Here is a 22,284-nt window from a genome sequence, read left to right as displayed (position 1 = left end):
AAATGATAATGAATAAGTTAAAATCACCTCTCCCTGAAAAAGAGATAATCGATAAATGGAGCTCTGAAGAGGTTATCGTCAGTGTAATATGTTGCACATATAATCAAGAAAAGTATATAGAAGACACTATACTTGGCGTACTTTGCCAAGACACAACTTATAGATATGAATTTATTATACATGATGATTGTTCTACAGATTCAACATCAAATATAATAAAAAAATATACAGATAACTACCCTAATATCATCAAACATATCATTCCACCTAAAAATATTTATTCACAAGGAATACAACCAGGTGTTAATGCATTCTTATTTACAACAGGTAAATATATTGCTCTATGTGAAGGTGATGATTTTTGGATAGATAAACATAAAATAACAAAACAAGTTAAAATTTTAGAAAAAGAAAAAAGCATTAATTTATGTTTTAGTTCAGCTTATACACTACAGCCCAATGGAAAAATTGAGGTTACTGCAAACTATCACAATAAAATTTTTATTTCATCTCTTTCCACTGTTATTCGTCAGGGTGGCGCATATATGCCCACTGCTTCTATTATATTTAGAAGAGAAGTTTTCATATTATTTAAAGATAATTTTTCAAGAGCCTCCATTGGTGACTATTACTGCCAAATACTTGGTAGTATAGAAAAGGGGGCTATATATTTACCAGATATTACATGTGTTTATCGTATCAATTCCGTAGGCTCTTGGTCTGAAAATAGAAAAAATATTAATAAAGAGTTTTTAATTTCAGAAATAAATGAATACGAGAAACATTTATATAAGTTAATTAACTTAGGCGTAGATAAAAAAGATATAGATTTTGCACTAGCAGATCTTATAAGAATAAGTGCCAATCAGTTATTCCTTAAAAAAGAATGGAATGGTTCAAAATTATTAATTATAAAATCTTGGGATCTTTATAAGAATATAAATAGAAATCAAAAAAAACTATATTTATACAGAAACTTTTTGCCTATTTTATTTTTACGAGAAAAAATAAAAATGATTTTTAAAAATAAAATATTGAAAAAATTAGGATGAATACATAATGAAATTAGCTGTTATGCAACCCTATCTTTTCCCATACATAGGATACTATCAATTAGCTTACTGTAGCGATCTTTTTATATTTTATGATGATGTTAATTATATAAAAAAGGGATATATAAACAGGAACAATATAGCAACTAAAAATGGAGTTTTTTTATTTTCACTACCCATAAAAAACGCATCTCAAAATAAGTTAATAAATGAATTATATTTCACTGAAGAAACAAAAAAAATCTTATTAACAATAGAAATGTCATATTCTAAATCAAAATATTTTTATGAGATTTATCCATTAATTGAATCAATATTCAATAATAAAGATAGGAAAGTATCAAATATAACATCATTATCAATTATTAAAATATTCGAATATCTTTCATTAAATTTCAACTATGATTTTTCATCAACGATTGATTATGACCGAGAAAATGGCGCTCAAGAAAAAATATATGACTTATGTAAAATAAATAATTCCAAACAATACATAAATGCAATTGGAGGAATGGAACTCTACGATAAAAAAGAATTTCAAAAAAGAAATATAGAATTAGGATTTATCAAACCATCAATCACAAACTATCCACAAGTGAATTCATCTACTTTTATAGATAATTTATCAATGATTGATATTCTAATGAACTGTAGTAAAGATGAAATAATTAATCAACTCAATAATTTTAAAATTATATAGGCTAAATATGTCATTCTATACTCAAGAACAACTATTAGAAATCGGTTTTAAAAGTATTGGTGAAAATTGTAAAATAAGTACAAAAACATCCATATATAGACCTGAAGAAATTGAAATTGGAAATGACTGCCGTATCGATGATTTTGTTATTTTATCTGGAAAAATTCATTTAAAAAATAATATTCATATTGCCGCATTTTGTAACTTAAGTGCAGGTGAATGCAGTATTTTATTTGAAGACTTTTCTGGATTAGCATATGGTTGTCATGTATTTACTGGAACTGATGACTATAGTGGTAGAACAATGACAAACCCAACTGTACCGTTGAAATATAAGGGATTAAAGGAAAAAAATATTATAATTGGGAAACATGCAATTATAGGAACAAATTCTATTATTATGCCTGGTGTTAATATTGCGGAAGGGACAGCTGTTGGCGCGTTATCGATGGTTACAAAAAATACAAAACCATGGGGTATATATTTTGGCAATCCAGCCAAAAGAATCAAAGAAAGAAAAAAAGACTTATTAAGTTTAGAAAAAGAATATTTAGAAAGTAAAAAAGCATAATTCATTGATAAATATATCAAAATTTTCATTTACCAATATAAAAACAAATTATATATAATTGATTTAAATGATATTAATCCATATTGGTTCTAATTTAGTTCTCCATTTCTTATCAATATTACATCAATGATTAGCTAAAAAACCATTCCTTCTTAATCTACTATTTTTATTGGCACGCCATACATTTTTGTCTTTCTACCAGTGCCTTATGTTTAAACATATAGGATAAAATCATAGTAGGATCTATCATAGCTAACAAACACTAACATAAAACCATATAAGTGTCATATAAAGTATAATGAGCGGCTAAAAATTCAGAGTAGCAAGTAAGAGACTGATATTCAAAATTAAGTAATTAAACTGTTGTATCAAAATATACTGCCACCTATTGATGAATAGGTGGCATATTCTTTTCATTAACGTTTGTTGATGTAATTCAGAATGATCTGGCTGAATCGATAGCTATTCCAGTATTTATATATCCTCAATCAATGCTAAAATACCCAGCTATTACTTGACCGTCTGGTTTGAAGAGTCTACTCTCAGTGCGGTTTTTAGCATATTGATAAAGTATGCTTATATAACAAAACTCTTATATTACAAAAAGATAAGGGTTTTTCGAGATAAATTTTGGCGCTCTGGGAGCCGTAAACCCAGTGCGGTAGCTTTGACAAATCAACTATGTAAATAAACATGATAAAAAAAAACACGTTAATAATAATTATAGTTTTCTTTTATAGTCTAAAAATTGCTAGTCCTTTTGGAATATTCATTTTGAGTTTTCTAATTCCAAACACTATTGTCTTATTACTATTAGGCAGTAAATTAAAAATAAAAAACTTATCTTTAAATATAATAATTGTTTTTTTAATTTCAATATCATATTTTCTAACTATTAATTGGGGTATTTTCCCATTAGATAAATATGCTCATTATTACTATCTAACAACTTTTATTAATATAATATTAATATCTTTATTATTTGAAAGTCAAAGGACTACCTTCGAGAGTAAATATTTCTGGGATAAAACAACAAAAGTATTAATTTCCATTAATCTCTTCTTTTTCTTTATACAAATATTCCTTTTTTATGGATTTAATTATATTCTTGACTTTGGTTTATTAACTCAAGGTAATGAAATAAGAGGCATTACTCAATTTAAAGGTATTGAAATTCTCAGAGCTAGTGGGTTATATGAAGAACCATCAATATATTCAGCCTACATGTTCTCATTTTTAGTTATCAGATATATATCAGTATATAACAATTTTAATAAACTAGATTTTTATTTGATTTTCGGTGTACTATCTTTATTCTTAACCACATCAATACTATCAGCTATTCTTGGTATTATATTTATATCGTTAGTATATATAAAATGGAATTTGAGGTCTATAATCGTTAGCTTAATTTCAATGTCTATATTGATATATATATCATGGGACTATATGATATATAGAATAACAAATACAATAAACGGTATAGATCCTAGTAATGCAACCAAAATGAATGTAATTAAAGACTTCATTGATAATGATAGTCTAATAAACATTGGATATGGAATAATAAAAAAACATCTTTTTTATGGATACGATGGCCTAGGCGATACTACTTTATATATTAGTTTAATTACTATTTTTGGAATATATATTGGTGGACTATTAACTTTTTTTATTATTTTTAACATATTAAAATTAAAATACAATATAAGTATTAAGCTATTAATTGCAGCTATATTTATAAAATTCTCTTGGCCAGGCTATACTTTTTTTTGGTTCTTATATCTTTTTATTATATTTTTGAATGCTGGAAACCATAATAATGAAAAACATACTATTATGTAATTTGAGCTACTATCCGGAAATAGGTGGAGTAGAAAACTCACTAAGACATCTTAGGAAAGAGTACTTGAATTTAGGTTTTAACGTATATTTAATTGTTGGAACAAAAAATAAAAGAAGTACTTTAAAAAATAATGATAACATCTATTATTTTGAAAGAAATAAATACCCTGGAATAATAGGAGTTATATTAAATAATTTTATAATGATATTTCAGCTTTTAATTCTAATGAAAAAAATAAGTAAAAAAAATATTGATTTCTGTATTAGTAGAAATCAGTTTGTAGGTGTTATTTCTTGTTTTTTCTTTAAAAGAAAAACTATTTATGTTGCTCCTGGTTTTGCACATCACCAACAAAATACTAAAAATCTCCATTCAAGTATAATTGTAAAAATAAAAAGAAAGATAAATACCATATTAGATAAATTAGTTTTAAAACTCTCAAATAAGGTTTTCGTATTTAGCGAAAACATGAAAATGCAAGCCAACGAAATATATCATAATCAAAATAAAATTAATATAATTAATCCTGGAGTGGATTATATTAGATTTCAACCTATCTTAGATGAAAAAAAAATTGAATCGATAAAAAAAACAATAAACTACAATCATCATGATAAATTAATTTTATGTGTTGGACGCTTAGTAAAAGCAAAAGGATTTAATTTTGCTATAGATGCAATGAAGTATTTACCTGAAAATTATAAATGTATTATCGTTGGTGATGGAGTTGAACGAAATAATCTTGAAGAAAAAATTAAACTATTGAATTTAAATAATCAGGTTTTTTTAATTGGTAGCCAGAATAATCCTGAAAATATATATCCCTTAGCAGATATATTTGCGATGACATCTACTTACGAACCTTTTGGTCAAACTATATTAGAAGCAATGAGTTGCAATTTACCTATTGTTGCCTTTAAAAATAGCAAAGATGTAATAACTGCTACAGAAAAAATTTGCATAGACCATGCCTACTATTCGTCATTAAATGCTAAAGAGCTAGCTACTTATTTTTATAAGATAAACAAATTCAATGGTAATAAAAATAGAGATTTTATAAAAGAAAACTATTCATGGGAAAAGTTAGCTATTGGATTAATTAATGAATAGCTTAGTAAAAATTAGAAATCTAAAAAATTATATAAATTCAGGACTGATACAAATACTATCTTTCTTAATATCTGGAATAATTCAAATATTAGTCTTGTATGTTATTGCCAAATACTTCCCTCCAAATGCAGTTGGATTAATAAGCATTATATCAATTATTAATATGTTTTGCCTAGGTCTTGCTGAGTCAGGTGTTCTAAATTATGTGTTATATAAAAAGAATATTGATAAATATATTTTTTCATCAGTACAGTTTCTGGTTTTAAGTATTTCATTTTTTTTATTTTTAACATTAACACTAATAACTTCATTCTTGAATATTGTTCTTATATATAAAATATCATTAATTATTAGTTATCTTTGTTTTCCATTATTATCTTTAGGTACTATTCAGTATTCCATACTAATTAGAGATTATAAGTTTAAAAAAATATTTTTAATAGAACTATTTTTTAGAGCTAGTCAACTTATTTCAATAATTTCTCTTATTTTAATAAAAATAGATTTCATGCTAATCTATTCTGTTTCTTTTTTTATATCCTATGTTGTAAGATTAATTAGCATAAAAACTTTTACCTTTAGAAATAACTACATTACAAGTAAGATAAAATATCTAAACATTAATATTATTAAAGAGTTTAAAAATTATTATTTCAGCCAATTCGGTAGTAATGCCATAAATACTATAAGTTCAAAAATAGATGAAATAATAGTTGGAGCTTATTTTAATCTAACATTATTGGGTAACTATTTTATAATAAAGCAATTTTCCATTCAGCTACTTTCCGCATTCTTTCAATTATGTAGAAGACTGTTAATGCCAATTTTAAGGAAACACACTGAAAGGCTAAAAAATATATTTATAAAACAATTAATGGGTATATTTATCATAATATTATTGATAAATATACTCACATTCTTCGTATATAATATCTTTGATTATTTAAATTACACTATATCCTTTATTAATATAAAATTATTCTCTGTTTTATTTTTAATCTTTTCAATAAAATCTCTTTCAGCTAATTATCAATGCGCATATTTTCAACTAATTGGAAAACCATTTAAAGAATTGAATTGGAACTTAATTCAAGTAACACTAACAACAATTTCTTTATTTTTTCTCTCGCACTATAGTTTAATCAATAATCTAAACCAGCTTATTACCTTCCTTTTTTTATTAAACTCTATACTATATTTGTATAGTAATTATTTTTTTAGAGTTGCAATTAATTTAAAATTTTTATTATTAAGTTTATTCTCTTATGCTATATTTTTATTTATCTTCATAAATTTAATCATCTTAATGTAACAGCTTATCATGAAAAAAATATTGAACTTTATTAAATTATCATTTTTATTTTATTATCATAAAGTAATTTACACCTTTAATAAAAAAAAAGGTATAAACGAAAACTCAGATTTTATTATAAGTTTAACATCATTCGATAAAAGAATAAAACACCTTCATTTAGTAGTTGAAAGCCTATTAAGACAAAATTACAAACCCAAGAAAATATACTTATGGCTTTCATCGATAGATATAAAAAACAAAAACAGTTTGAATAAATTAAGAAAGCTAGAATCAAGAGGATTATCTATTAAACTTGTTGATGAAAATATAAAATCTTACAAAAAACTTATTTATACATATGATGAAGTAATAAAAAAAGGGAAAAATATCAATTATATAATAACTGCTGATGATGATATTTTTTATCCTCCATATTGGAGTCAAAAATTAATAAATAAATCGAAAAAAGAACTATGTGTATCATGCTATAGAGGACACAACCTAAAGTATATTAATGATTCTTTTAATTATGAATATTCTATGAATAACAATACAAGTTTAAATAATCCATCATGGTCATTATTGCCTACAGGATGTTCGGGTGTGTGCTATCCAATTAATTCATTAAATGAATTTTTAATGGATTATAAATTTCTTGAGCTATCTCCAAATGGGGATGATATTTGGTTTAAAGCAGTTACTCTTAGTAGTGGATTTAAATCATGTCGTATCGAAGAAAGTAATATACACTTTCCTCCTCTCATAACAAGTTTCGGATCAGGTTTATATGAAGAAAATGTCAAACAAGGAATGAATAATTCTAAATTGAATAAAACATTTGAATACTTTATTTCTAATAAGAAAATAAAAAATTTGAGTTATTTTAAATGAAAGAGATATTTTAATATGAAAATCACCATCTCCGGTACCGGCTATGTCGGTCTATCTAACGGAATACTTCTTTCCCAACACAACAAAGTTGTTGCGTTAGATATCAATAAAGAAAAAGTTGAATTACTTAACAACAAAATCTCGCCAATTACAGACAAAGAAATTGAAGAGTTTTTAGCAACCAAAACGCTCGACTTTACAGCAACATTAAATAAAGAATTCGCTTATAAAGATGCCGAATTCGTTATCATTGCTACACCAACCGATTATGATCCTAAAACGAACTATTTCAACACCTCTTCTGTAGAGTCTGTCATTCGTGATGTTTTAGAATATAATCCAAATACCACAATGATTATTAAATCAACTATTCCTGTTGGTTTTACTAAAGAGATGAGAGAGAAATATAATACGAACAATATTATTTTCTCCCCTGAGTTCTTACGTGAAGGTCGTGCGCTTTACGATAATTTATACCCTTCTCGTATTGTGATTGGCGAACAATCAGAAAGAGCACAAAAATTTGCTGATCTTTTACAACAAGGTGCATTAAAGAAAGATATTGATGTTCTTTTTACTGATTCCACAGAAGCCGAAGCGATTAAATTATTTGCTAATACTTATCTAGCACTGCGTGTTGCTTTCTTTAATGAGCTAGATAGCTATGCCGAATCTTATGGCCTAAATGCAAAACAAATTATTGAAGGTGTCTGCTTAGATCCACGTATTGGTAATCACTATAACAATCCATCATTCGGTTACGGCGGTTACTGCTTACCAAAAGATACTAAGCAACTCTTAGCAAACTACGACTCTGTACCTAATAATATTATTAGTGCAATCGTGGAAGCAAACCGCACTCGTAAAGATTTTATTGCAGACTCTATTATTGCAAAATCGCCAAAAATCGTCGGTGTTTATCGCTTAATTATGAAATCAGGTTCTGATAATTTCCGCTCATCATCAATCCAAGGCATTATGAAACGCATTAAAGCCAAAGGGATTGAAGTGGTAATTTATGAGCCAGAAATGAAAGAAGAAACCTTCTTTAACTCAAAATTAGTTCGTGATTTAAATGAGTTTAAAGCAATGTCTGATATCATTATTACCAATAGAATGTCATCAGCACTAAACGATGTTGAAGAAAAAGTTTATACTCGTGACCTCTTTGGTAATGATTAATGAATAATGAAATTTTTTCTATTATAATGCCTGCATATAATGCAGAAAAAACTATATTTTATAGTATTGAGTCTATACTGAACCAGACTTATTCAAATTTTAAAATTTATATTATAAATGATAATTCTTGCGATAAGACTGAAAATATAATTCTTTCTTTTTCAGATGAAAGAATTATATATATTAAAAATAAAAAGAACATGGGTGTTTCTTTATCTAGAAATATTGGAATAAAATTATCTAAAGGTAAGTTTATTGCATTTTTAGATAGTGATGATCTCTGGGTTCCTAATAAGTTAGAAGAGCAATATAAGAAACTAATTAATGGCTGGGATGTTGTTTGTTCCAATTACACAACCTTTGATGAAACAAATCAAATAAAGCATAGAGTCTCTCCTGAAATAATCAATTACTCTGATATGCTTTTATCTAACTTTATTGGCAATCTTACTGGAGCTTATAATAAGGATAACATAGGAAAAGTTTATCAAAAAAATAAAGGTCACGAAGATTATATCATGTGGCTAGATATTTTAAAGAAAAGTAAAAAAGCATACTGTATCCAAAAACCACTAGCTAAATATAGAATATCTGAAAAATCCTTATCAGGAAATAAATTAAAAGCAATGCAATGGCAATGGTCTATCTATCGAAATGAATTAAATTTATCTTTTATAAAATCATCTTATTATTTTATTAATTACATTTATAATGCTTTAAAGAAGAGAAAATAGCTATGCTAACAATCATCGGTGGTTCAGGTTTTATTGGCACACGCCTTTCAGATCAATTAACTAAAGAAAATATTGAATTTAAAATTGTAGATATTGCTAAAAGTGAAAAATATCCTGAAAAATGGGTATTTGGTGATGTAACAAAACCAGAGACATTACTTGAACCATTAAAGGGTTCTGATGTTATTATCAACTTAGCAGCACAACATAAAGATAATGTTCATCCTATTAGTTTATATTATGAAGTTAATGTAGATGGAGCTAAAAATGTTTGTGATGTTGCTGAACAGTTAAATATTAAACATATCGTATTTACTTCATCTGTTGCTGTATATGGATTTGTTGAAAAAGAAACGGGTGAAGATGGTGAGTTTCATCCATTTAACGATTATGGTAAATCTAAACTTGATGCAGAACATCAATATGAAGCATGGTATAAGAAAAACCCTTCAAATACTTTAGTAGTGATCAGACCAACGGTTGTTTTTGGTGAAGGAAATAGAGGCAACGTTTATAATTTATTCCGTCAAATAGCGTCGGGTAAATTTTTAATGGTGGGTTCAGGTAATAATAAAAAATCTATGGCTTATGTAGAAAACATCGCTGCTTTCTTAAAATTTGCTACTAAAATAGAATCTGGCCATCATATATTTAATTATATTGATAAACCTGATTTTACTATGAATGAATTGACAGATATCATTTATACAGCTTTAGATAAACGACATACCCACATTAAAGTTCCTTATGCTATTGGATTACTTGGTGGATATTGTTTTGATATTCTTTCTAAAGTTACAGGTAAAGAATTCCCTGTAAGCAGTATTCGAATCAAAAAATTCTGTGCTCGCACTCAATTTAAATCAAATAGTATTACTAATACTGATTTTAAAGCGCCAGTTACTCTTGAGCAAGGTATTGCTAACACAGTTAAAAATGAATTTTTATAATAGATTAATTTTAAATAGTCTTTATATTAACAAATAATTAAAATACACCCTACACTTCTCTACTTATTTTCTAATAAAAAATTAATTTTATATTAATTTAATAAGTATATGATCCTTATGATTGCTAAATATACTATACCTTTACTAAAGAGTGAGAATTAACACTAAAATATTTATTTTTATTCTAGTATAGTGAAATTATATAAATACATATACTTTAGATAAGAGAAACCATGAAAATCACCATCTCCGGTACCGGCTATGTCGGTCTATCTAACGGAATACTTCTTTCCCAACACAACAAAGTTGTTGCGTTAGATATCAATAAAGAAAAAGTTGAATTACTTAACAAAAAAATCTCTCCAATTACAGATAAAGAAATTGAAGAGTTTTTAGCAACCAAAACGCTCGACTTTACGGCAACACTAGATAAAGAGTTCGCTTATAAAGATGCGGATTTTGTTATCATTGCCACACCAACCGATTACGACCCTAAAACAAACTACTTTAATACCTCTTCAGTAGAGTCTGTTATTCGTGATGTTTTAGAATATAATCCAAACACGACAATGATTATAAAATCAACCATTCCTGTTGGTTTTACGAAAGAAATGAGAGAGAAATATAATACAGATAATATTATTTTCTCCCCTGAATTCTTACGTGAAGGTCGTGCACTTTACGATAATTTATATCCATCTCGTATTGTGATTGGTGAACAATCAGAAAGAGCACAAAAGTTTGCAGACCTTTTACAACAAGGCGCACTGAAAAAAGATATTGATGTTCTGTTCACTGACTCCACAGAAGCAGAAGCCATCAAATTATTTGCTAATACTTATTTAGCACTACGTGTTGCTTACTTTAATGAGCTTGATAGCTATGCAGAATCTTACGGTTTGAACTCAAAACAAATCATCGAGGGCGTCTGTTTAGATCCGCGTATTGGTAACCATTATAATAATCCATCGTTTGGTTATGGTGGTTACTGCTTACCAAAAGACACTAAACAACTATTAGCAAACTATGATTCTGTTCCTAATAATATTATTAGTGCAATCGTTGAAGCTAACCGCACACGTAAAGATTTTATTGCAGACTCAATTATCGCTAGATCACCAAAAGTCGTAGGTGTTTATCGTTTAATTATGAAGTCCGGTTCTGATAACTTCCGCTCTTCGTCTATCCAAGGCATTATGAAACGCATTAAAGCCAAAGGCATTGAAGTGGTGATTTATGAGCCTGAAATGAAAGAAGAAACCTTCTTTAACTCAAGATTAGTTCGTGATTTAAATGAGTTTAAATCAATCTCTGATGTGATTATTACCAATAGAATGTCATCAGTGCTAAACGACGTAGAAGAAAAAGTTTATACTCGTGACCTCTTTGGTAACGACTAAATCTATTTCATATGCTCAATATCGTCTTATTTGAACCCGAAATTCCACCGAATACGGGTAATATTATTCGCCTGTGTGCTAACACAGGCTTTCATCTTCATCTAATCCAACCATTGGGTTTTACTTGGGATGATAAACGTCTACGCCGTGCAGGGCTTGATTACCGTGAATTTGCTGATATTAAACAGCATCACGATTACTATGCTTTTTTAGAAAGTGAAGGTTTAAACCCTGATAATGCACAATCACCAACAGGTGCACGTGTATTTGCGTTAACGACAAAAGGTACACCAGCACATAGTAATGTGAGCTATCAAGATGGAGATTATCTCCTTTTTGGACCTGAAACTCGTGGTTTACCGCCTTACGTGTTGGATAATATGCCGACTCAGCAGAAAATCAGAGTTCCAATGCTTGCTGATAGCCGTAGTATGAACCTATCAAATACTGTAGCGGTTGTGGTTTTTGAAGCATGGCGTCAACTTGGTTATCCTGGTGCATTACTAAGAGACTGAAATGCAAAAAGCGCTGATCATAAATAATGACTAGCGCTTTTTTAATTTCAAATGACTAAAAATCTAACTTATTACTCTGACAGTTGTCTGATCTCAGCAACAACTTTAGTAATATACCTACACCCTTCCCCCACATCCTTTAATACCAATGCGTGAGCACCAATCACTGCATTATCACCTATCTCTATCTCTCCGCCGATAATCGAAGAATTACAGCCAATATAAACATGGTTGCCAACTCTAATATCTGCTTTGCCATCTTTTTCTTTTACTCCAATGGTGACACCTTGCATTAACGTCACGTTCTCACCTAATTGGCAGTAATTGGTCAGTACGATCCCTATGGGATGTGGTAATGAAAGACCTTTACCTATGCGTGTTCTTAGTGAAATATCGTTGCAGTACTTGCGATTATTTTTAGCGCCAATACGAATGCCAAGTTTTTTGAGAAAACGACTTTTAGAGAAATAAAAGAATTGGGCGACACGCCACCAAAATAGATAACGTGAACGTTGGCAGAAAAAGACGCGATGAAATAGTCTCACCCAACTAAAAGGCTTGTTATCACCGATATATTCAGCATGTAAACAAGCCTTCAGCTCAGAGAGTGTAACTTCAGTTAATGCCATTAAATGCCATCACCACATTCAAAACCGGGCACCACACCATTAAAGTGTTGATCCATATCGAGTGAAGGCTTGTCACTCGTTGGCTTACCGACAATGCGGGCAGGAACTCCTGCAACAGTGGTATGAGCAGGAACTTCATGTAATACCACAGAGCCAGCACCAATTTTGGCACCACGGCCAATCTCAATATTGCCGAGTATTTTAGCACCCGCTCCAATCATTACACCTTCGCGTACTTTAGGGTGACGATCACCACAAGTTTTACCTGTACCCCCTAAAGTCACAGATTGTAAAATAGAAACATCGTTCTCAACAATCGCAGTTTCACCAATCACAATGCCCGTTGCGTGATCAAGCATAATACCGTGACCAATACGTGCAGCAGGGTGAATATCGACACCAAAGGTCACAGAAATTTGATTTTGCAGATAAACGGCAAGCGCTTTACGATCTTGGTTCCATAACCAATGGGCTATACGATAAGCTTGTAAGGCATGAAAACCTTTTAGATAAAGCAGAGGTGTAGAGTATTTATCAACAGCGGGATCGCGTAAACGAACGGCTGAAATATCATAAGCTGCTGATTCAATCATAGAGTTATCACTACGATAGGCTTCTTCAACAATCTCACGAACAGCAATCGCAGGCATAGTCTGAGTTGCCAGCTTGTTCGCCAGCATATAGCTTAAGGCACTGCCTAAGTTTTCATGCTTGAGTAATGTCGCATGGAAGAAACTCGCCAAAATCGGCTCGCAATCTGCCAAACATCTTGCTTCATCTTTAATATGATCCCAGACTCTTTTTAGTTCTTCTAGCGACATACTCACTCTCATTCTTTTTACATTGAAGCCTAAGTAAAAACTTAGGCTTCTTATGTTTAAAACAGAAATAAATAACTATCTAAAATAGACTTAGAAAAGATTGCTGTCTATCTCATCTTTCGTTGCACGGCCTAATAAAGATAATGCCGCTTCTTTGGCATCTTTATGCTGGTATAAAATTTGGTAGATCTGCTCTGTGATAGGCATTTCAACACCAACTTGTTCTGCTAATGCGCGAACTTCTTTAGTATTGCGATAACCTTCAACGACTTGCCCAATTTTTTCTTGAGCGGTATCGACATCAAAACCTTGGCCTAGCATCATACCAAATCGACGATTACGAGATTGGTTATCAGTACAGGTTAAAACTAAATCACCTAAACCCGCCATTCCCATAAACGTTGCCGCATCTGCACCTAATGCTTTACCTAAACGGCTCATTTCGGCAAGTCCACGGGTGATCAGCGCTGTACGCGCATTCGCACCAAAACCCATACCATCAGACATACCCGCACCAATCGCAATCACGTTTTTTACTGCACCACCTAATTGCACACCGATAAAATCAGGATTTTTATAAACACGGAAACTTTTGCCACAATGGAAAAGCTGTTGAAGCTCTTCAGAGAACGTATTATCCGTTGATGCCACAGAAATCGCAGTGGGTAAACCAGCGGCAAGCTCTTTAGCAAAAGTAGGGCCTGATAAAACTGCTAGCGGGATTTCATTACCTAATACTTCACGCGCTACATCTTGCAACAAGCGACCAGTATGAGCCTCAAGTCCTTTTGTCGCCCAAACAACACGTGCATCCTGACGTAAAAAGGGTTTGATCTGTTGTAATACATCACCAAAAACATGGCTTGGGATCACAACAAGAATATTACGGCTGGCTTCAATGGTTTTTTGCAAAGAAGCTTCCATGTATAAACTATCAGGAAAGGAAACATCGGGCAGAAATGCCTGATTACAGCGTGCTTGTTCTAACGCTGCAACATGCTCAGGATCATGACCCCAAAGTACGACGTCATGACCATTGCGCGCTAAGGTAATCGCTAAAGCGGTGCCGTATGAACCGGCACCGATAACTGTCATAGAAGCGTTCATTAAGCTTCTTCAGCCCCTTCATTAGCAGCATCAGTTTGTTGCTGTTGTAAATAGTTCATAAACAACGCATCAAAGTTAACAGGTGCTAAGTTCAGTTGTGGGAAAGTACCACGGCTAACTAAGTTAGTGATACATTCACGAGCGTAAGGGAACAGAACGTTAGGGCAATATGCACCTAAGCAATGTGCCAGTTGAGTGCCTTCGATACCTTCAACGGTAAAGATACCTGCTTGTTGAACTTCACACAGGAATGCAGTTTCGTTATCCATTGTTGCGGTTACAGTAACGCGCAGAATAACTTCATATACGTTTTCAGCTAAAGTATTAGAAGAAGTATCCAGATCTAATTTAACTTCTGGTTGCCACTCTTTTTGGAAAACTTGTGGGGCATTAGGCGCTTCAAAAGAGATATCTTTTGTATAGATACGTTGAATTTGAAAAGTCATCTCTTGGTTTTGCTGTTCTGACATAATAATCTTACCTTTTTATATCCTTATTAATTGAATAGCAGTAAGTATAGAACTCAATCTGCCCGCTCGTTACTTTTTACCTTTAGCCAGTGGTAAATTCTCACCACTCCAGCCTGAAAGACCATCTTTTAAGATAAAGACTTTTTCAAAACCGAGTTTAATTAGGCTTTCTGCAGGTTTTGCACCTTCAATACCTGATGGTGACACAACAATAACTGGCTGTGATTTATATTTCTCCAGCTCAGCAATATTATTATTTTTGATTTCAGAAGGCGTTAAATTGATAGAATCAATGATGTGTCCTTTACGGAATTCATCACGGCTACGGATATCAACACACACCGCATTCTCTTTGTTTATCAAAGAAATCGCTTCTGTACGGGAAATATTTTTCGTCTTAGAAAAAAGCCCTTTAAAGGTCAATACAATGACCGCCACCAGCAACGCTACCCAAACAAAGCTTAACAGGGTGTGCCGGTTGAAAAATTGCATTACTTCTTGCAGCATAGGATGCAATCACTCTCGTTGGTTAAAAATAGTATCAAAGAGCCAAAGTATACCTTTGTCATGGCTCAATTACAGCCTATTCCTGCTTTTCTCTTTCTATTTTTGCGGAAAGTTTCTCAACAATCATTTTTTTTATTGACGGATTTATGTACCATTAGTGTCGGTTCCGTGAAAAATGATGAATTGAAAAGGCCTTACCTTTTTACTCTACAGGATCCCTCTTAAGGCAAGCTATTAATAAATCAGCATCCCTAATTGGCTACTTACGTATAAAATCTCCCATATTACGTAAGATTTATACCTGTCTGAGATACAACAACTATCTGTTATTTATTTAAAAGTATTGAGAACACGAGCATGTCGCAAACAAATCAAGTGCCTAAAATTGGATTCGTTTCATTAGGTTGTCCTAAAAATTTAGTGGACTCTGAACGTATCCTAACCGAACTGCGTACAGAAGGTTATCAAGTTGTTCCTACCTATAATGATGCTGATTTAGTCATCGTCAACACCTGTGGGTTTATTGACAGCGCAGTACAAGAATCGCTAGAAGCGATTGGTGAAGCACTCGATGAAAATGGTAAAGTTATTGTTACTGGCTGTTTAGGTGCAAAAGAGAACCAAATTCGTGAAGTGCACCCTAAAGTACTTGAGATCACAGGGCCCCATAGTTATGAACAAGTTTTATCTCATATTCACCACTATGTGCCAAAACCTGATCACAACCCTTTTCTCAGCCTTGTTCCTGAACAGGGTGTAAAATTAACGCCTCGTCATTATGCGTATTTAAAAATCTCTGAAGGTTGTAATCACCGTTGTACTTTCTGCATCATCCCATCAATGCGAGGTGATTTAGACAGTCGTCCAATTGGTGAAGTCTTAGGTGAAGCTAAAAGATTAGTTAATGCAGGAGTAAAAGAGTTACTTGTTATCTCTCAAGATACTTCTGCTTATGGTGTTGATACTAAACATCAAACAGGTTTTTGGGATGGAATGCCTGTCAAAACCAGTATGGTCAGTTTATGTGAACAACTGGCAAAATTAGGTATTTGGGTTCGCTTACATTATGTTTATCCATATCCACATGTTGATGATGTCATTCCTTTAATGGCAGAAGGTAAAATTCTACCTTATTTGGATATTCCGCTTCAGCATGCCAGCCCTAAGATTTTAAAACTGATGAAACGCCCAGGTGCTGTTGAGCGTACATTAGAGCGAGTAAAACGCTGGCGTGAAATTTGCCCTGAATTAACCTTACGTTCTACCTTTATTGTTGGTTTCCCGGGTGAAACAGAAGAAGATTTCCAAATGCTATTGGATTTCCTCAGCGAAGCTCGCCTTGATCGCGTAGGTTGCTTTAAATACAGCCCTGTTGATGGTGCGAAAGCAAATGAATTAGCCGATCAAGTACCTGAAGAAGTGAAAGAAGAGCGTTATCATCGCTTTATGCAATTACAGCAGCAAATTTCGACTGAACGCCTGCAAGAGAAAATCGGCAAAGTGTTGCTTGTTATGATTGATGAAGTGGATGAGGAAGGTGCAATTGGTCGTAGTATGGCCGATGCACCTGAAATTGATGGTGCTGTTTACCTCAATGAGCAATTTGATGTAGAACCAGGACAAATCGTTCGTGTTCTTATTGAACATGCAGACGAATATGATCTTTGGGGCACTATCGTCGAATAATCTCTCTCGTGGACAGCGTGATATTCTATTGCGCTGTCACACAGGATCTCTCTTTTTTACTCTCTCCTATTATTATTGCTTTATAATCTCTTATTAATTGAATAGATTACCTGTTAGGTATTATCTGAAATTTCGGCTTTATTTCGTGTTAACTGGTCAGTTGTTTGGTGGCATGGAATAATCTTACAAACTGTTATGAAAGGTACGTTGGTCAGATGGCAAAGAAAATGGATCTTCAAAAAAAAACACATCCGTCTTATCGTGTATTTTCTTTACCGTTAATCACGTTGCTTATTAGCACCTCTCTTTTTTCTGCCCCTCCTGTTTTTGCTAACACAATAACGGATAACCGCAATCAGCTAAAAGATCTACAAACCACGATTGCAGAAAAAGAAAAACAGGTTCAAGAACAACAAAAACAACGCACGGCCCTTCTTAGTCAATTAAAAACACAAGAAACTCAAATTTCTAGTGCAGGTCGTGCTGTGCATGAAACCCAAAATCGCCTACAAACATTAGGTAAAGAGATAAAAACCATTACCGCAAATATTGCTCGCTTACAAAAACAGTATCAGTCACAACAAGAGTTATTAGCGCGTCAAATGGATGCTGCGTATCGTCAAGGTAAACACCAAGGTATTGAGCTCTTATTTCGTGGTGAAGAAGGCCAGCGTGAAGAGCGTATTTTAGCGTATTACAGCTATATTAATGATGCTCGCAAAGAAACAATGGCAGAGCTTGCTCAAACATCAAAAGAGCTTGAGGCAGAAAAAGCAGCGCAACAAGCAAAACAGAACGAGCAAAAGCAGGTTCTCACTAAACAACAGCAAGAAAAACAAAAGCTTGATAACGCATTAGCTGCTCGACAAAAAACGCTGACCCAACTTGAATCAACCTTAAAAGCAGATCAGAAAAACTTAGCCACCATGCGAGCTAATGAAGCTCAATTAAGAAATAAAATTGCTCAAGCTGAGCGAGAAGCCAAAGCACGAGCAGAGCGTGAAGCACGAGAAGCAGCACGCATTGCAGCCAAACAACGAGAAGCCCAACAGCGTGGTTCAACCTATAAACCAACAGCTGAAGAGCAGTCATTAATGTCACGTACTGGTGGTTTAGGTAAACCTGCGGGACAAGCTATTTGGCCTATTAGGGGCTCTTTATTACACCGTTTTGGTGAGTCTATTTCTGGCTCTGGCGAATTACGCTGGAAAGGAATTGTGATACCAGCAGCACAAGGTACGGAAGTAAAAGCCATTGCTGATGGCCGTGTATTATTAGCAGATTGGCTTCAAGGTTATGGCTTGGTCGTCGTGGTTGAACATGGTAAAGGTGATATGAGCCTTTATGGTTATAACCAAAGCGCTTTAGTGAATGTTGGTCAACAGGTTAAAGCAGGCCAATCTATCGCTTTAGTTGGTAACAGTGGTGGACAAGAGCGTTCAGCACTCTATTTTGAAATTAGACGTCAAGGAAAAGCAGTAAACCCTGTTCCTTGGCTTGGGAGGTAGGTTTGAAATTACTTGGCACATTACAACGCAAGCGCTCTTTTCTACTTAGTTTAATGTTGCTAAGTCTGGTTGTAAGTACACCTGCATTTGCAGCCAAATTAGCCATTGTGATTGATGATTTTGGTTATCGTAAAAAAGAAGATAACCAAATTTTACAGCTTCCTACTGCGGTTTCTATCGCTATTTTGCCTGATTCGCCTCATGGAAAAGAAGTGGCGACTAAAGCCCATGCACAAGGGCGTGAAATTCTGATCCATATGCCAATGGCGCCAATTAGTAAACAACCTCTAGAGCGCGATACCCTAAAACCGTCAATGGATCAGAACGAAATTAATCGTATTATTCAACATGCTATTAGTAATGTTCCTTACGCTGTCGGTATGAATAACCATATGGGCAGTGCGATGACATCGGATAGACAAGCAATGGATAGGGTTATTAAAGCGCTTAATCACTCTAATCTCTATTTTTTAGATAGCGTGACCATCGGTAATACACAAGCTGCTATTGCCGCTAAAGCCGCAGGAGTTCCTTCTTTGCGTCGCCATGTTTTTCTCGATAACGTACAAACTGAAGCAGAAACTCGCCAACAACTTGCCCGCGCTATTGCTTTAGCTCGGAAAAATGGCTCTGCCATTGCTATCGGACATCCTCATCCCTCAACGGTTAGAGCATTACAGCAACAGTTACCTTTACTACCTGCTGATATTCAACTAGTCGCACCAAGTGCGCTACTAAAACCACAGATAGAAAAACCAATACAACCAGAGCCGCCAAAAGTTGTCCCGCCAACAGAGCAACCGAAAGAGCCAAAACCTGCATCTTGGTTAAAGCCAGCGCAAGAAGCGATTATTTCGATGAAAAAAAGTACGCTAATTAATACATTATCCAGTGGATTTAGCTCATCAGAAAAAAAGAAATTACCCGACATATCTGATCCTAATGGAATTGGTGAAGTTGAAAACTAATGCAATAAAAAAGAGCCTTAAAAGGCTCTTTTTTACTTAAAGATCACGCATTACTGCCAATCTAAAATAACTTTACCTGATTGACCTGAACGCATGATATCAAAACCTTTTTGGAATTCATCAATTGGAAATTGATGAGTAATAATTGGAGAGAGATCAAGGCCGGACTGAATAAGTGCAGCCATTTTATACCATGTTTCAAACATCTCACGTCCATAGATACCTTTAATAAACAAACCTTTAAAGATAACTTGTCCCCAATCAATTGCCATATCAGAAGGAGGAATACCCAACAGCGCAATACGACCGCCATGATTCATGGTATTAAGCATGGTACGAAACGCAGGTGGCGCGCCTGACATTTCTAATCCCACATCAAAACCTTCTGTCATCCCCAATTCTTTCATAACATCCATTAGGTTTTCTTTGCTGACATTCACGGCTCTGGTAACACCCATTTTTTTCGCGAGATCAAGACGATATTCATTAACATCGGTGATCACCACATGACGAGCCCCAACATGTTTACAAATTGCAGCAGCCATAATCCCAATAGGGCCAGCGCCTGAAACCAGAACATCTTCACCCACTAAATCAAAAGATAACGCGGTATGCACGGCATTACCAAAGGGATCAAAAATAGCCGCTAATTCATCAGGAATATTGTCTGGGATTTTAAACGCATTAAAGGCAGGGATAACCAAATATTCAGCAAAACAGCCTGGGCGATTTACACCTACACCAATGGTATTGCGACATAAATGAGTACGACCGCCACGACAATTACGGCAATGACCGCAAGTGATATGCCCTTCACCCGAGACACGATCACCAATATTAAAGCCTTTCACTTCTTGCCCTATCGCAACAATTTCGCCGATATACTCATGGCCTACAACCATAGGAACAGGAATTGTTTTTTGTGACCACTCATCCCAGTTATAAATATGAACATCAGTGCCACAAATTGCTGTTTTGCGAATTTTGATCATCACATCGTTATGACCAAGCTCAGGCACTGGAACATCGGTCATCCAGATACCTTCTTGTGCTTTTAATTTTGACAATGCTTTCATAGAGTAACCTTATGCAATCACATTAAGTTCTTTGCCAATTTTGATAAATGCCGCCACTGCACTCTCAATTTGTTCAGTAGTGTGTGCTGCTGACATTTGTGTACGAATACGTGCTTGCCCTTGAGGTACAACAGGATAGAAAAATCCTGTGACATAAATCCCTTCATCAAGTAAGCGTGTTGCAAATTCTTGGGCTAATTTAGCCTCTCCTAACATAACGGGGATAATGGCATGATCTGCGCCCGCCAATGTAAAACCCGCCGCACTCATTTTTTCACGGAAAAGTGAAGCGTTACGCCATAAACGAGCACGAATTTCATCACCTGATTTCAGCATATCTAAAACAGCAATAGAGGCCGAAACAATCGCAGGCGCTAACGAGTTAGAGAATAAATAAGGGCGAGAACGCTGACGCAACCACTCAACCACTTCTTTACGCGCTGCGGTATACCCACCAGAAGCACCACCTAACGCCTTACCTAAGGTACCTGTGATAATGTCGACTCTGCCCATCACATCACAATACTCATGAGTTCCGCGACCTTGTGCCCCCACAAAGCCTACAGCATGAGAATCATCGACCATAACAAGGGCACCAAATTCATCGGCTAAATCACAGATAGATTTTAGGTCTGCAATCACACCATCCATTGAAAATACACCATCTGTCGCGATCATAATGTGGCGAGCATTATCTGCTTTGGCTTTTTCAAGTTGAACGCGTAGCTCTGCCATATCGTTATTGGCATAGCGATAACGTTTAGCTTTACATAAACGCACACCATCAATAATAGAGGCATGATTTAAAGCATCAGAAATAATGGCATCTTCAGGGCCCATTAATGTTTCAAATAATCCACCATTCGCATCAAAGCAAGATGAATACAGAATGGCATCTTCCATTCCTAAAAATTCAGCAATTTTATTTTCTAATGTTTTATGTGAATCTTGAGTACCACAGATAAAACGTACAGAAGCCATACCAAATCCGTGGCTGTCCATACCTGCTTTTGCAGCTTCAATTAATTTTGGATGATTAGCGAGGCCTAAATAGTTATTAGCACAGAAGTTAATAACATGGCTTCCATCAGCAACTGCGATATCTGCGCTTTGTGAAGAAGTGATGATGCGCTCATTTTTAAAGAGGCCATCTTGACGAGTTTGTTCTAGTTGTTGATTAATTTGTTGGTAAAAAGTGGGAGTAGACATACTTTCTCCTAAGACAGCAATTCGAAAAGAGACAACTTAAATAGTTTGACTATAATAT

The 22,284-nt window shown here is 33.6% G+C and carries 22 protein-coding genes; 15 read left to right on the top strand and 7 right to left on the bottom strand.

Annotated features, from left to right (window positions below):
* Positions 1-8 precede the first annotated feature (8 nt).
* The 12 genes from GTH25_RS00305 to trmL all read left to right on the top strand — a co-directional run bounded on the left by GTH25_RS00305 (position 9) and on the right by trmL (position 12,245).
* Positions 9-1,052, top strand: a complete 1,044-nt coding sequence (locus tag GTH25_RS00305) for a glycosyltransferase (RefSeq protein ID WP_164530254.1) — start codon at positions 9-11, stop codon at positions 1,050-1,052.
* 7 nt (positions 1,053-1,059) lie between these two features.
* On the top strand, positions 1,060-1,752 hold the full coding sequence (locus GTH25_RS00300) for a WbqC family protein (RefSeq protein ID WP_164530253.1): 693 nt from the start codon (positions 1,060-1,062) through the stop codon (positions 1,750-1,752).
* Positions 1,753-1,759: 7 nt separating this feature from the next.
* Positions 1,760-2,323 carry an acyltransferase gene (locus GTH25_RS00295; protein WP_164530252.1) on the top strand — a complete coding sequence of 188 codons (564 nt, stop codon included), beginning with the start codon at positions 1,760-1,762 and terminating at the stop codon, positions 2,321-2,323.
* Positions 2,324-3,016: 693 nt separating this feature from the next.
* Entirely contained in the window at positions 3,017-4,168 is a 1,152-nt protein-coding gene (locus GTH25_RS00290; protein WP_164530251.1) for a hypothetical protein, read from the top strand.
* Entirely contained in the window at positions 4,146-5,279 is a 1,134-nt protein-coding gene (locus tag GTH25_RS00285; RefSeq protein ID WP_164530250.1) for a glycosyltransferase, read from the top strand. The genes GTH25_RS00290 and GTH25_RS00285 overlap by 23 nt, the downstream gene beginning before the upstream one ends.
* Positions 5,272-6,591 (top strand): oligosaccharide flippase family protein, encoded by a 1,320-nt coding sequence (locus tag GTH25_RS00280; protein WP_164530249.1) that lies wholly within the window; start codon positions 5,272-5,274, stop codon positions 6,589-6,591. Before GTH25_RS00285 ends, GTH25_RS00280 begins: the two co-directional genes overlap by 8 nt.
* A 9-nt stretch (positions 6,592-6,600) precedes the next feature.
* Positions 6,601-7,464, top strand: coding sequence for a hypothetical protein (locus tag GTH25_RS00275; RefSeq protein WP_164530248.1), 864 nt, complete (start codon positions 6,601-6,603; stop codon positions 7,462-7,464).
* A gap of 15 nt (positions 7,465-7,479) precedes the next feature.
* Positions 7,480-8,646: a nucleotide sugar dehydrogenase gene (locus GTH25_RS00270; protein ID WP_164530247.1), complete on the top strand. Its 1,167-nt coding sequence runs from the start codon at positions 7,480-7,482 to the stop codon at positions 8,644-8,646.
* Positions 8,646-9,380, top strand: a complete 735-nt coding sequence (locus GTH25_RS00265; RefSeq protein WP_238795299.1) for a glycosyltransferase family 2 protein — start codon at positions 8,646-8,648, stop codon at positions 9,378-9,380. Before GTH25_RS00270 ends, GTH25_RS00265 begins: the two co-directional genes overlap by 1 nt.
* A gap of 2 nt (positions 9,381-9,382) precedes the next feature.
* Positions 9,383-10,330, top strand: a complete 948-nt coding sequence (locus GTH25_RS00260; protein ID WP_109406991.1) for an NAD-dependent epimerase/dehydratase family protein — start codon at positions 9,383-9,385, stop codon at positions 10,328-10,330.
* A gap of 233 nt (positions 10,331-10,563) precedes the next feature.
* The gene (locus tag GTH25_RS00255; RefSeq protein WP_164530246.1) at positions 10,564-11,730 is read left to right on the top strand and encodes a nucleotide sugar dehydrogenase; all 1,167 of its coding nucleotides are present in this window, start codon (positions 10,564-10,566) and stop codon (positions 11,728-11,730) included.
* Positions 11,731-11,741: 11 nt separating this feature from the next.
* On the top strand, positions 11,742-12,245 hold the full coding sequence (gene trmL / locus GTH25_RS00250; protein ID WP_036933349.1) for a tRNA (uridine(34)/cytosine(34)/5-carboxymethylaminomethyluridine(34)-2'-O)-methyltransferase TrmL: 504 nt from the start codon (positions 11,742-11,744) through the stop codon (positions 12,243-12,245).
* Positions 12,246-12,316: 71 nt separating this feature from the next.
* Here trmL and GTH25_RS00245 read toward each other — a convergent pair whose 3' ends face one another.
* The 5 genes from GTH25_RS00245 to GTH25_RS00225 form a co-directional block, all read right to left on the bottom strand.
* Entirely contained in the window at positions 12,317-12,874 is a 558-nt protein-coding gene (locus GTH25_RS00245) for a serine acetyltransferase (protein ID WP_099659485.1), read from the bottom strand.
* Positions 12,874-13,695: a serine O-acetyltransferase gene (gene cysE, locus GTH25_RS00240; protein WP_075674083.1), complete on the bottom strand. Its 822-nt coding sequence runs from the start codon at positions 13,693-13,695 to the stop codon at positions 12,874-12,876. The genes GTH25_RS00245 and cysE overlap by 1 nt, the downstream gene beginning before the upstream one ends.
* A 90-nt stretch (positions 13,696-13,785) precedes the next feature.
* On the bottom strand, positions 13,786-14,802 hold the full coding sequence (gene gpsA / locus GTH25_RS00235) for an NAD(P)H-dependent glycerol-3-phosphate dehydrogenase (RefSeq protein ID WP_164530245.1): 1,017 nt from the start codon (positions 14,800-14,802) through the stop codon (positions 13,786-13,788).
* The gene (gene secB, locus GTH25_RS00230; protein ID WP_006534205.1) at positions 14,802-15,272 is read right to left on the bottom strand and encodes a protein-export chaperone SecB; all 471 of its coding nucleotides are present in this window, start codon (positions 15,270-15,272) and stop codon (positions 14,802-14,804) included. The genes gpsA and secB overlap by 1 nt, the downstream gene beginning before the upstream one ends.
* Positions 15,273-15,341: 69 nt before the next feature.
* A complete protein-coding gene (locus tag GTH25_RS00225; protein ID WP_023583406.1) occupies positions 15,342-15,779 on the bottom strand; it encodes a rhodanese-like domain-containing protein in 438 nt (145 codons plus the stop codon).
* A 357-nt stretch (positions 15,780-16,136) separates the two neighbouring features.
* Between GTH25_RS00225 and rimO the strand changes: the two genes are divergently transcribed.
* The 3 genes from rimO (at position 16,137) to GTH25_RS00210 (ending at position 19,941) form a co-directional block, all read left to right on the top strand.
* Complete coding sequence (gene rimO, locus GTH25_RS00220) at positions 16,137-17,465, top strand: 30S ribosomal protein S12 methylthiotransferase RimO (RefSeq protein ID WP_099659486.1); 1,329 nt, start codon at positions 16,137-16,139, stop codon at positions 17,463-17,465.
* A gap of 215 nt (positions 17,466-17,680) precedes the next feature.
* A complete protein-coding gene (envC, locus tag GTH25_RS00215) occupies positions 17,681-18,973 on the top strand; it encodes a murein hydrolase activator EnvC (RefSeq protein WP_099659487.1) in 1,293 nt (430 codons plus the stop codon).
* Between the two features lie 53 nt (positions 18,974-19,026).
* Positions 19,027-19,941 (top strand): divergent polysaccharide deacetylase family protein, encoded by a 915-nt coding sequence (locus tag GTH25_RS00210; RefSeq protein ID WP_231039570.1) that lies wholly within the window; start codon positions 19,027-19,029, stop codon positions 19,939-19,941.
* Between the two features lie 50 nt (positions 19,942-19,991).
* Here the strand turns inward: GTH25_RS00210 and tdh are convergent, their stop codons facing one another.
* Together tdh and GTH25_RS00200 are read right to left on the bottom strand one after the other, a co-directional pair.
* Positions 19,992-21,017 carry an L-threonine 3-dehydrogenase gene (tdh, locus tag GTH25_RS00205; RefSeq protein WP_075674078.1) on the bottom strand — a complete coding sequence of 342 codons (1,026 nt, stop codon included), beginning with the start codon at positions 21,015-21,017 and terminating at the stop codon, positions 19,992-19,994.
* A 9-nt stretch (positions 21,018-21,026) separates the two neighbouring features.
* On the bottom strand, positions 21,027-22,226 hold the full coding sequence (locus GTH25_RS00200) for a glycine C-acetyltransferase (protein WP_164530244.1): 1,200 nt from the start codon (positions 22,224-22,226) through the stop codon (positions 21,027-21,029).
* Positions 22,227-22,284: the final 58 nt, after the last annotated feature.

Origin of the sequence: Proteus terrae subsp. cibarius, assembly GCF_011045835.1 — a bacterium.
GTDB lineage: Bacteria > Pseudomonadota > Gammaproteobacteria > Enterobacterales > Enterobacteriaceae > Proteus > Proteus cibarius.
The sequence above is the reverse complement of the archived record's forward strand: the minus strand, read 5'-3'. Positions and strand labels throughout refer to the sequence as shown.